The organism is Streptomyces sp. NPDC026246 (assembly GCF_055567995.1).
Genome location: NZ_JBVHPJ010000008.1, coordinates 387630 through 398641 on the forward strand (window position 1 = coordinate 387630; position 11012 = coordinate 398641).

The following is an 11012-nucleotide window of genomic DNA, read 5'->3' on the forward strand; positions in this document are numbered from 1 at the left end:
TCTCCTCAGTACGCCAGGGCGCGGTCGACGGCGTCCAGCACCCGGTCCAGGTTCGGCAGGTACTCCTCCTCCAGGCGGGCCGGCGGGTACGGGGCGTGGTAGCCGCCGACCCGGAGCACCGGGGCCTCCAGGTGGTAGAAGCAGCGCTCCGTGATCCGGGCGGCGATCTCCGCGCCCGAGCCGAAGAACACCGGTGCCTCGTGGACCACGACCAGGCGGCGGGTCTTCTCCACCGACGCCTGGATCGAGTCGAAGTCGACCGGGGAGATCGAGCGCAGGTCGAGGACCTCCAGGTTCCGGCCCTCCTCGGCGGCCGCGTCGGCGGCCTCCTGGCAGAGCTTCACCATCGGGCCGTAGGCCGCCAGGGTCAGGTCGGTGCCCTCGCGGACCACCTGGGCCTTGTGCAGCGGGCCCGGGATGGCCTCCGTGTTGACCTCGCCCTTGTCCCAGTAGCGGCGCTTGGGCTCGAAGAAGATCACCGGGTCGTCGCTCTGGATGGCCTGCTGCATCATCCAGTACGCGTCCGAGGCGTTCGACGGGCTGACCACCTTCAGGCCCGCCACGTGCGCGAACAGCGACTCGGGGGACTCCGAGTGGTGCTCGACCGCGCCGATGCCGCCGCCGTAGGGGATGCGCACCACGACGGGCATCTTGACCTTGCCCAGCGAGCGGGCGTGCATCTTCGCGAGCTGCGTGACGATCTGGTCGTACGCCGGGAAGACGAAGCCGTCGAACTGGATCTCTACCACCGGGCGGTAGCCGCGCAGGGCCAGGCCGACCGCGGTGCCGACGATGCCCGACTCGGCGAGCGGGGTGTCGATGACGCGGCTCTCGCCGAAGTCCTTCTGCAGGCCGTCCGTCACCCGGAACACGCCGCCGAGCTTGCCGACGTCCTCACCCATGATCAGGACCTTGGGGTCGGAATCCAGGGCGCGGCGCAGCGACTCGTTGATCGCCTTGGCCAGTGCCATCTTCTCGGCCATCTCAGTTACCCCCCTCGTCGGCGAAGGACGCCTGGTATGCGGCGAACTGGGCGCGCTCCTCGTCGACCAGCGCGTGTCCGTCCGCGTAGACGTTCTCGAAGATCGCGAAGTGGTCCGGGTCCGGCATGGCACGGACCGCCTCGCGCACTCGCCTGCCCAACGCCTCGGACTCGGTCTCCAGTTCCGCGAAGAACGACTCGTCCGCGTGGTTCGAGGCCTCCAGGTAGCTGCGCAGGCGCAGGATCGGGTCCTTCGCCTCCCAGGCCTGGCGCTCCTCGTCCCCCCGGTAGCGGGTCGGGTCGTCGGAGGTGGTGTGGGCGCCCATGCGGTAGGTGAACGCCTCCACGAGGGTCGGTCCCTCGCCGTTGCGGGCCCGCTCCAGCGCCCAGCGGGTGACCGCGAGGCAGCCGAGCACGTCGTTGCCGTCGACCCGGACGCCGGGGAAGCCGAAGCCCTGGGCGCGCTGGTAGATCGGCACACGGGACTGCTTCTCGGTCGGCTCGGAGATGGCCCACTGGTTGTTCTGGCAGAAGAACACGACCGGGGCGTTGTAGACCGCGGAGAAGGTGAACGACTCGGCCACGTCGCCCTGGCTGGAGGCGCCGTCGCCGAAGTAGGCGATCACCGCGCTGTCCGTGCCGTCCTTGGCGACGCCCATCGCGTAGCCGGTGGCGTGCAGCGTCTGGGAGCCGATGACGATCGTGTAGAGGTGGAAGTTGTTGCCGTTGGGGTCCCAGCCGCCGTTGTTCACCCCGCGGAACATGCCGAGCAGGTTGGTCGGGTCCACCCCGCGGCACCAGGCGACGCCGTGCTCGCGGTAGGTCGGGAAGACGTAGTCGTCGTCACGCAGGGCCCGGCCGGAGCCGATCTGGGCGGCCTCCTGGCCGAGCAGCGACGCCCACAGGCCCAGCTCGCCCTGGCGCTGCAGGGCGGTGGCCTCGGCGTCGAAGCGGCGGGTGAGCACCATGTCGCGGTACAGACCGCGCAGCTCCTCGGCGGTGACCCCGGCGACGTACTTGTCGAACTCCGCGTTCTTGACCCGCTTGCCCTCGGGCGTCAGCAGCTGCACGAGCTGCGGCTCGCCGCCCGTGGCGCCCGCGTCCTTCTTGGCGGTGGTGCGGGTGGTGCGCTTGGTGCCGGTGGTGCCGGCCTTGCTTCCGGCGCTGCGTCGCGGTGTGCGCGCGGCAGTGCTCTCCACGGTCACGTGTGCTCCTCCGTCGGTCCGGCTCCCGGGGTTGCCGGTGGGCCTGGGGTTCCCCCTGCTCGTTCAGAGCCTGGGGGAGCGGCTCACCTGTTCTCGACCACGGGCACGGGGTGGGTGCCGCTCAGCCGGGAGACAGGCGTGACAGGTGCCCCGGCGAGCGCCCTGCAGAAAGCACGTTACCCAGTGCGCCACATTTCTGTGAAACCCCATCTGACCTGCGATTTTGCTTGGATATCCAAGTAAATCGGGAAGGCTGCGAAGGGGCCCTGGTCACAGCCTTGCAGGAGGCCGGAGCTACCGCACGTTAACCCGGTGACCCAGGTCACGGGAAGAGCCAACTTCCGGGCGCGGTGAAACGGCACGCGCGCGTGGGGCCCGTTCCCGGGTCCCACGCGCGCGTGGATCGTGTCTTCTCGGGGGCCGCCGGCCGCCGTCCGCCGGACGGATCAGCCGTCGCCCCCGCCGCCGGGGCCGCCCGCCTCACCGGCGGTGGTGCCGCCCGCGTCGGTGCCGCCCGTGTCGTCCGGCGGAGTCTCCGGGTCGCTCGGCTCGCCGCCGCCCGTGGGCTCATCGGTGGGCTCCGCGGTGGTCGGCGGGTTCGACGGCCGGCCCGTGGGCGACTGCGGCGCGCTCTGGGACGGCGTGTAGGAGGGCGTGTACGACGGCGTCCAGTCGCCGTTGCCGTTGCCCGTGCCGGTACCGCCGTCCGTGGTGCTGTCGGTCGGCTCGTCCGTCGGCTCGTCGCTGGGCTTCTTGCTGGGCTCCTTGTCCTCGCTGCTGCGCGAGGAGCTCGGCGACTGCTTCTTGCCCGGCTCTTCCTTGCCGCCGCCGGTGTTCTGCAGCGCCAGGGCGACGCCCGCGACCACGGCGATGACCGCGAGCACGGCGAGGATCCACAGCTTGCCCCGGCCGCTGCCCTTGTTGCCGTGGCCCTCGAAACCGCCGTCGTCCCCGCCGCCGTAGCCGGACGGCAGGATCGGCGAGGGGATCTGGGTGGTGCCGGAGGCGTCCCCCGGGTGGCCCATCACGGCCGTCTGCGCGAAGCCGCCCGAGGGGGTGTTGCGGCCCTCGTGCGACACGACGGGGCCGGTGTTCCAGGTGCCGGTGTGGCCGCCCTGGTCGTACAGCATCTGCAGCGCGTACTGGACGAGGCCGCGCATCTCCTCGGCCGTCTGGAAGCGGTCGTCGGGCTCCTTCGCCAGGGAGCGCATGACCAGGCCGTCCAGTTCCGGCGGGCAGGCGTCGGAGGCCTCGGAGGGCGGGGTCGGGATGTCCTGGACGTGCTGGTAGACCACCGACAGCGGGGTCTCGCCGGTGAACGGCGGGCGCAGCGAGAGGAGTTCGTACAGCAGGCAGCCGGTCGCGTACAGGTCGGAGCGGTGATCGACGGCCTTGCCGAGCGCCTGCTCGGGGGAGAGGTACTGCGGGGTGCCCATGACCATGCCGGTCTGCGTCATCGTCGTCGACGCGCCGTGCAGGGCGCGGGCGATGCCGAAGTCCATCACCTTCACCGCGCCGTTGTGCGTGATGATGACGTTGGCGGGCTTGATGTCGCGGTGCACGATGCCGTGCTGGTGCGAGTAGGCGAGCGCCTCCAGGACCCCGGAGACGATGATCAGCGCCTGCTCGGGCCCGGGCGCCTCGGCGTTGAGCAGCAGGTCGCGGATGGTGCGGCCCTCGACCAGCTCCATCACGATGTACGGCACGGACTGGCCGCCGACGACGTCCTCGCCGGAGTCGTACACGGCGACGATCGCGTGGTGGTTGAGGCCGGCGACCGACTGCGCCTCGCGCGTGAAGCGGGCCTTGGACACCGGGTCCTCGGCGAGGTCCGCGCGGAGCAGCTTCACGGCGACCGTGCGTCCGAGCCGGACGTCCTCGGCAGCGAACACCTCGGCCATGCCGCCCCGGCCGAGCCTGTGGGTCAGCCGGTACCGGCCGTCCCCGACGAGCCCGCCGTTGCCCCAGTTGTCCGGCGCGTCCGACATGCCGCCGCCAGTCGCCTCGGGGTCGGACGGGCCCTGAGCGCGCTGCTGCTGTGCCATCAGTCCTCGCCGTCGTTTCTGCCCGCGGTGCGCGCGGTGTTGTTACGGTCTCCGTCGGCCACGCTACAGCCTCCGCGCAAGCCCGAGGTGCGGGACGGGTGCCTGGGACCGGCACGAGACGGACCGGCCATGAAACCGTCACTCCGTACTGTCGTGCAAATTCCGTGGACCGGCCGTACGCCCCCTGTAACGCTTCCGCGACGCTTCTTTCGCGTACGGTCACGGAACGGGCACCGAGCTTGACGTGTCACTGCCCTGGGGCAGACTTGGCCGGGAATGACGGTGTGGATCACGACGGACGATCGACAGGTCGGCGGCGCCCGCGGGGGCTACGGGGGACAGGGAACATGAGCCAGGACGGCGCACAGGGCCACTACACGGGGCGGGCGCTCGCCGGTGGCCGCTATCAGCTGCGCGACCTGCTCGGCCAGGGCGGCATGGCCTCGGTGCACCTCGCGTACGACAGCGTGCTCGACCGGCAGGTCGCGATCAAGACGCTGCACACCGACCTCGGCCGGGAGCAGGCGTTCCGCGAGCGGTTCCGCCGCGAGGCGCAGTCCGTGGCCAAGCTCACGCACACCAACATCGTCTCGGTCTTCGACACCGGCGAGGACACCGTCGACGGCATGACGACGCCGTACATCGTCATGGAGTACGTCGAGGGCCGCCCGCTCGGCTCCGTGCTCGACGAGGACGTCCGGCAGCAGGGCGCGATGCCCGCCGACAAGGCGCTGAGGATCACCGGGGACGTGCTGGCCGCGCTGGAGATCAGCCACGAGATGGGCCTGGTCCACCGGGACATCAAGCCGGGCAACGTGATGATGACCAAGCGCGGCGTGGTCAAGGTCATGGACTTCGGCATCGCCCGCGCCATGCAGTCCGGCGTGACGTCGATGACGCAGACCGGCATGGTCGTCGGCACCCCGCAGTACCTCTCGCCCGAGCAGGCCCTGGGCCGCGGCGTGGACGCCCGCTCCGACCTGTACTCGGTCGGCATCATGCTGTTCCAGCTCGTCACCGGGCGGCTGCCGTTCGAGGCGGACTCGCCGCTGGCCATCGCCTACGCGCACGTGCAGGAGGAGCCGCCGGTCGCGTCCTCGATCAACCGCTCGCTGCCCCCGGCGGTGGACGCGCTGATCGCCCGGGCGCTGAAGAAGAACCCGAACGAGCGCTTCCCCAGCGCCGAGGCCATGCGCGACGAGTGCCTGCGCGTGGCGGCCTCCTTCCAGGCGGCGCCGCCGAGCATCGTGCCGGGCACCCAGGCGCCGAGCGGCTCGGGCGTCGGCTCGGCGGTGTTCCCGCCGGTCGACCAGGCGAACCCGGCACCCTCCGGCCAGGTGCAGACGCCGTACCAGCCGACCCCGCAGCCCCACCCGTACGGCACCCCGGCCCCGTCGTACGGCTACCCGCAGCAGGGCGGCTACCAGGCGCCCACCCCGGCCGGCTACTCCCCGCAGCACGGCCCGTCGACCCCGCCGCCCTACCACCTCACCCCGCAGACGACGTCCGTCGGGCAGGGCGGCGGCAAGAGCAACAAGCCGGTGATCGTCGGCTCGGTCGTCGTGGCCCTGCTCGCCGTCGGCGGACTCGTCACGGCGCTGCTGATGATGGGCGGCGGCGAGGACGACCAGGGCGGCGGCAGCGACCCGAGCACGTCGGCCTCCGCGGAGAAGAAGCCCGGCTACCGCGGCCCGGACCGGTCGAGGACGGTCGAGACCGAGGAGTGCACGGAGCCGCAGGAGTCGTACAACGACCCCGAGAAGATCGAGATCCCGAGCTTCAAGTTCAAGGACATCCAGTCCGTCAAGGCATGCGCCCAGGCCGCCGGCTGGCAGGTCAAGACGGAGAAGGTCGACGAGAACACCTACGGCGAGGGGACGGTCATGAACCAGTTCCCGTCCAAGGGCACCGACGTCGACCCCAAGGACATGCCGACGATCGTGCTCAACGTCTCGACGGGCAACCCCCCGTCCTGACGGCCCGGACATGAGGAAGGGCCCGGCGGCCGCTGCCGCCGGGCCCGTGTCGGGTACGGGGTGTGCCGCCGTCTACAGGTACGGGCCGCCGGTCCGGCCACCCGGGTGCTGCTCGTCGAGCCCTTCGTGACCGACGCCCGGCGGGAGGGCGCGGCGCATCTGCTCCAGCTGGGCGCGGGCCGCCATCTGCTGGGCGAACAGCGTCGTCTGGATCCCGTGGAACAGCCCCTCCAGCCAGCCCACCAGCTGCGCCTGCGCGATGCGCAGTTCCGCGTCGCTGGGCGTGGCCTCGTCCGTGAACGGCAGCGAGAGCCGCTCGAGCTCCTCCACCAGTTCGGGCGCCAGGCCGTCCTCCAGCTCCTTGACCGAGCTGGCGTGGATCTCCTTGAGCCGGACCCGGCTGGCCTCGTCCAGGGGAGCCACGCGCACTTCCTCGAGCAGCTGCTTGATCATGCTGCCGATGCGCATGACCTTCGCCGGCTGCGCGACCTGCTCCGTGACCGGGGTCTCGCGGGAGTCCTCGTCTCCGCCGCCGCTGAGCGCCATGCCGTCCTGGCCCACGACCAGGATCTGCGGGTTCTCCGGCGACCGTTCGTTCCTCGGCATCTCCATGCCGCCATTGTCTCGCACGCCTGCGCCTCACCTTCGGGGTGCCCCCGCGGGCCTTCCGTCCACCGTCCGGCGGGAGGACGAACGGCTCACGGCCGGGGTCGCTCCGCCGCGGGCGGCCTCTCCTCCCGTGTGGGCCGCGGCAGCCGCGCCGCACGTGGTCGTGGAGGGCACCGGTTCGCTCGCCGGCTCGTCGCGCGGGGGCTCGGCCCGGACGGCCGGGCGCCCGTACCGGCCCCGCGGCTCGGTGCGGCCGGGCGCGCGTACCGGCCCCGCGGCTCGGTGCGGCCCGCCTCGGTGAGCCGGTGCATCGGCCGAATGCCGCCGGTGCGCGTCTCGAAACCGGCCCGCGGGCGGCAGCCGTGGCGGGGCCGGCCATCAGAAGCACCGGCCCCCCGTGACGTGTCGGGACACCCGGATGGTGCGCCGGTTCCGCCCGTCGGCCGAACCCGGAGTGCCCGTCGCCGGGGGCGGTGTGAGGCTGATGGCCTGGACATGACCCGACATGCCGTTCTGCCCCACCTGGGGCACGGCGGGAGGGAGTCACCCCCGTGACTCCATGGCAACGCGCCCTGCGGGCGGCGGCACTGGCACTGGCCCTGGGAACGGGCGCGGCCGTCGCACCGTACGGAGCCGCCCCGTCCCACGCCGCCGTCCTCGCCCACGACGAGGACGCCGTGGCGGCCGCCCCCAGTCTCTCGCCGGTCCCGTCCGGCCCGGGCGAGCCCTCGCGGGCGGGTAGCCGGGCCGGGCAGGGCCGCGAGCGCCCGGGGCGCCCCGCGGCCGCCTCGGAGGAGCCGGGCGTCACCGACGCCTCCGCCCTGCCCACGCCCCCGGAGCCCGTCCCCGAGCCGCCCGAACCGACGGTCGAGGACGAGCCCGTGCGCCGGGCCGCCACCGCCGAGAGCCCCACCACCCCGGTCCTGCGCATCCTCCCGCTGGGCAGCGGCCTGGTGCTGATCGGGCTGGGCCTGGGCCTGGCGTTCCTCGGACTGAGACTGCGACGGGGGTAGCGGCGCCCGCCCGGTCCGGGGCGCCCCCCACCGGCCCGGCGGTCCGCCTTTACGGCGCGATCAGCAGCACCTTGCCGATGTGGCCGCTCTCCTCCACCACCCGGTGGGCCGTCCCCGCGTCCTGCATCGGGATCTCACGGTCGACGACCGGGCGTACCCGGCCGCCCGCGAACAGGGGCCAGACGTGTTCGCGCACGGCCGCGACGATGGCCGCCTTCTCCTCCCGCGGCCGGGCGCGCAGGGACGTCGCGCTGACGGCGGCGCGCTTGGCGAGCAGCGCGCCGATGTTCAGCTCGCCCTTCGCCCCGCCCTGCATGCCGATGATCGCGAGCCGGCCGTTGACCGCGAGGGCCCGGACGTTGCGGTCCAGGTACTTCGCGCCCATGTTGTCCAGGATGACGTCGGCCCCGGCCCCGTCGGTGGCCTTCCTGACCTCCTCGACGAAGTCCTGCTCGCGGTAGTTGACCAGGACGTCGGCGCCCAGCTCGGCGCACCGCTCCAGCTTCTCCTTCGTCCCGGCCGTGACCGCCACGCGCGCGCCGACGGCCTTGCCCAGCTGGATCGCCATGGTGCCGATGCCGCTGGAGCCGCCGTGGACGAGCAGCGTCTCGCCAGGGCGCAGGTGGGCGACCATGAAGACGTTCGACCAGACGGTGCAGACGACCTCGGGCAGCGCCGCGGCCTGCTTCAGGTCCACCGACTCGGGCACCGGCAGCAGCTGCCCGGCCGGGACGGCCACCTTCTCGGCGTAACCACCGCCGGAGAGCAGCGCGCACACCTCGTCACCGACGTTCCAGCCCGAGACGCCCGGGCCGATCGCGGCGATCCGGCCGGAGCACTCCAGGCCCGGGTAGGGGACCGCGCCGGGCGGCGGGTCGTAGAAGCCCTGCCGTTGCAGGATGTCGGCCCGGTTGACGGCGCCGGCCGCCACCTCGACCAGGACTTCGCCCTCGCCGGGCACGGGGTCGGGGACCTCGTCCCAGACCAGCGCCTCGGGCCCACCAGGTTCGGGAATCGTGATCGCATGCATGAAGGGGACCGTACCCGCCGGCCCCCGGGCCGAGTCCGATCCGCTCGCGGAGGGGCCCGGCTCGATCTCCTGGGGGCCCGACTCGCTCTCCTGGGGGCCGGTTTGGCTCCCCGGGCGGGCCACGGCGGAAATCCACGTGCGCCACCGATGAGTTTGGGCGACGGTAAAGGTCTCCCCATGCGTAGCCCACGTACTCGGAAGGACCCGAAGCATGAGCACGCAGACGTCCGGCCTGGCGATCGAGACCGCCGGCCTGGTGAAGACGTTCGGCGAGACCCGGGCCGTCGACGGGGTGGACCTGTCCGTGCCCGCGGGCACGGTCTACGGCGTCCTCGGCCCGAACGGCGCCGGCAAGACCACCACCGTGAAGATGCTCGCCACCCTGCTGCGTCCGGACGGCGGTCAGGCCCATGTCTTCGGTCACGACGTCGTCCGCGAGGCGGACGAGGTGCGCGGCCGGGTCAGTCTCACCGGCCAGTACGCCTCCGTCGACGAGGACCTCACCGGCACGGAGAACCTGGTCCTGCTGGGCCGGCTCCTCGGTCACCACAAGCGGGCCGCCCGGGACCGCGCGGCGCAGCTCCTGGAGGCCTTCGGGCTGACGGACGCCGCCGCCAAGCAGGTCAAGCACTACTCGGGCGGCATGCGGCGGCGCATCGACATCGCCGCGTCCATCCTCAACACCCCCGACCTGCTCTTCCTGGACGAGCCCACGACCGGTCTGGACCCGCGCAGCCGCAACCAGGTGTGGGACATCGTGCGGGCGGTGGTCGCCCAGGGCACCACCGTGCTGCTGACCACGCAGTACCTGGACGAGGCCGACCAGCTGGCGTCCCGGATCGCCGTCATCGACCGCGGGCGGGTGATCGCCGAGGGCACCAAGGGCGAGCTGAAGTCGTCCGTGGGCGCCGGGTCGGTCCATCTGCGGCTACGGGATCCCGACCAACGGGACCTCGCGGCCGAGCTGCTGCGCCGCACCCTCGGCGCGCAGGTCCAGCCGGAGCCCGACCCGGTGGCCCTGACCGCCCGGCTCGCCGCGGCGAGCGACGACTCGGCGGCCGAGCACGCCTCGCGCGCCCTGGGCGAACTGGCCCGCGCCGGGGTCACCGTCGACAACTTCTCGCTGGGCCAGCCCAGCCTGGACGAGGTGTTCCTCGCTCTGACCGGGCACGACACGCACGACTCCGCCGACCGCTCCGACGACCCGAAGGACGAGGTGGCGGCATGAGCACCGCAACGACCACCGACAGCAAGGAACTCGCCCCGGTCAGCGCCGAGTCCCTCGCCGCGCTGCTCGTCTCCAAGGAGCGGCCGCCGCGCCCCAGCGCGTGGTCGGCCTCGATGACCTTCGGCTGGCGGGCCATCCTCAAGATCAAGCACGTGCCGGAGCAGCTCTTCGACGTCACGGCGTTCCCGATCATGATGGTGCTGATGTACACGTACCTGTTCGGCGGGGCGCTGGCCGGCTCGCCGAAGGAGTACATCCAGTTCCTGCTGCCGGGCATCCTCGTGATGTCCGTCGTGATGATCACGATGTACACGGGCGTCTCGGTCAACACCGACATCGAGAAGGGCGTCTTCGACCGGTTCCGCAGCCTGCCGATCTGGCGGCCCTCGACCATGGTCGGCTACCTGCTCGGTGACGCCCTGCGGTACACGATCGCCTCGGTCGTGATGCTCACCGTCGGCATGATCCTCGGCTACCGGGCGGAGGGCGGGCCGGCGGGCGTGCTCGCGGGGATCGCCCTGCTGGTGCTGTTCTCGTTCGCGTTCTCGTGGATCTGGACGATGTTCGGGCTGATGCTGCGCACCGAGAAGTCGGTGATGGGCGTCAGCATGATGGTGATCTTCCCGCTGACGTTCCTGTCCAACGTGTTCGTCGACCCCCGGACCATGCCGGGCTGGTTGCAGGCCTTCGTGAACAACAGCCCCATCACGCATCTGGCCTCGGCGGTGCGCGGCCTGATGGGCGGCGACTGGCCGGCCGACGAGGTGGCCTGGTCGCTGGGCTGGGCGGGGCTGTTCGTCCTGGTCTTCGGGCCGGTCACGATGCGCCTGTACAACCGCAAGTAGCCCGCGGACATCGGCCGGCCGTCGCGCACACCCGGTGCGGGACGGCCGGCCCTGCTGTGTCCCGGCCCCGTGCCGCGCG

General features: G+C 72.2%; 9 protein-coding genes. 4 read left to right on the forward strand and 5 right to left on the reverse strand.

The window, feature by feature from the left end; all coding sequences use genetic code 11:
* Window positions 1-5: 5 nt before the first annotated feature.
* From ACZ4M5_RS22330 to ACZ4M5_RS22340, 3 genes are all read right to left on the reverse strand, one after another.
* The gene (locus ACZ4M5_RS22330; RefSeq protein ID WP_398109116.1) at window positions 6-983 is read right to left on the reverse strand and encodes an alpha-ketoacid dehydrogenase subunit beta; all 978 of its coding nucleotides are present in this window, start codon (window positions 981-983) and stop codon (window positions 6-8) included.
* A 1-nt stretch (window position 984) separates the two neighbouring features.
* Window positions 985-2187: a pyruvate dehydrogenase (acetyl-transferring) E1 component subunit alpha gene (gene pdhA, locus ACZ4M5_RS22335; protein WP_467739371.1), complete on the reverse strand. Its 1203-nt coding sequence runs from the start codon at window positions 2185-2187 to the stop codon at window positions 985-987.
* 446 nt (window positions 2188-2633) lie between these two features.
* Entirely contained in the window at window positions 2634-4232 is a 1599-nt protein-coding gene (locus tag ACZ4M5_RS22340) for a protein kinase domain-containing protein (protein ID WP_467739373.1), read from the reverse strand.
* A 347-nt stretch (window positions 4233-4579) separates the two neighbouring features.
* On the opposite strand from ACZ4M5_RS22340, the gene ACZ4M5_RS22345 reads away from it, so the two are divergent.
* Window positions 4580-6208, forward strand: coding sequence for a protein kinase domain-containing protein (locus ACZ4M5_RS22345; RefSeq protein ID WP_467739375.1), 1629 nt, complete (start codon window positions 4580-4582; stop codon window positions 6206-6208).
* A gap of 72 nt (window positions 6209-6280) precedes the next feature.
* Here ACZ4M5_RS22345 and ACZ4M5_RS22350 read toward each other — a convergent pair whose 3' ends face one another.
* Window positions 6281-6820 (reverse strand): bacterial proteasome activator family protein, encoded by a 540-nt coding sequence (locus ACZ4M5_RS22350; protein ID WP_467739377.1) that lies wholly within the window; start codon window positions 6818-6820, stop codon window positions 6281-6283.
* A gap of 548 nt (window positions 6821-7368) precedes the next feature.
* Between ACZ4M5_RS22350 and ACZ4M5_RS22355 the strand changes: the two genes are divergently transcribed.
* Window positions 7369-7830 (forward strand): hypothetical protein, encoded by a 462-nt coding sequence (locus ACZ4M5_RS22355; protein ID WP_467739379.1) that lies wholly within the window; start codon window positions 7369-7371, stop codon window positions 7828-7830.
* Window positions 7831-7879: 49 nt separating this feature from the next.
* Here ACZ4M5_RS22355 and ACZ4M5_RS22360 read toward each other — a convergent pair whose 3' ends face one another.
* A complete protein-coding gene (locus ACZ4M5_RS22360) occupies window positions 7880-8860 on the reverse strand; it encodes an NAD(P)H-quinone oxidoreductase (protein ID WP_467739381.1) in 981 nt (326 codons plus the stop codon).
* A 211-nt stretch (window positions 8861-9071) separates the two neighbouring features.
* Here ACZ4M5_RS22360 and ACZ4M5_RS22365 point away from each other — a divergent pair, with 211 nt between their 5' ends.
* Entirely contained in the window at window positions 9072-10088 is a 1017-nt protein-coding gene (locus ACZ4M5_RS22365) for an ATP-binding cassette domain-containing protein (protein ID WP_467739383.1), read from the forward strand.
* A complete protein-coding gene (locus ACZ4M5_RS22370; RefSeq protein WP_467739385.1) occupies window positions 10085-10933 on the forward strand; it encodes an ABC transporter permease in 849 nt (282 codons plus the stop codon). The genes ACZ4M5_RS22365 and ACZ4M5_RS22370 overlap by 4 nt, the downstream gene beginning before the upstream one ends.
* Window positions 10934-11012: the final 79 nt, after the last annotated feature.

Bases quoted from the DNA above. Each gene is read 5' to 3' on its own strand.
- ACZ4M5_RS22365 (WP_467739383.1), top strand. From the start codon at position 9,072: ATGAGCACGCAGACGTCCGGCCTGGCGATCGAGACCGCCGGCCTGGTG.
- ACZ4M5_RS22340 (WP_467739373.1), bottom strand. From the start codon at position 4,232: ATGGCACAGCAGCAGCGCGCTCAGGGCCCGTCCGACCCCGAGGCGACT.
- ACZ4M5_RS22370 (WP_467739385.1), top strand. From the start codon at position 10,085: ATGAGCACCGCAACGACCACCGACAGCAAGGAACTCGCCCCGGTCAGC.
- ACZ4M5_RS22330 (WP_398109116.1), bottom strand. From the start codon at position 983: ATGGCCGAGAAGATGGCACTGGCCAAGGCGATCAACGAGTCGCTGCGC.
- ACZ4M5_RS22345 (WP_467739375.1), top strand. From the start codon at position 4,580: ATGAGCCAGGACGGCGCACAGGGCCACTACACGGGGCGGGCGCTCGCC.
- ACZ4M5_RS22350 (WP_467739377.1), bottom strand. From the start codon at position 6,820: ATGGAGATGCCGAGGAACGAACGGTCGCCGGAGAACCCGCAGATCCTG.
- ACZ4M5_RS22360 (WP_467739381.1), bottom strand. From the start codon at position 8,860: ATGCATGCGATCACGATTCCCGAACCTGGTGGGCCCGAGGCGCTGGTC.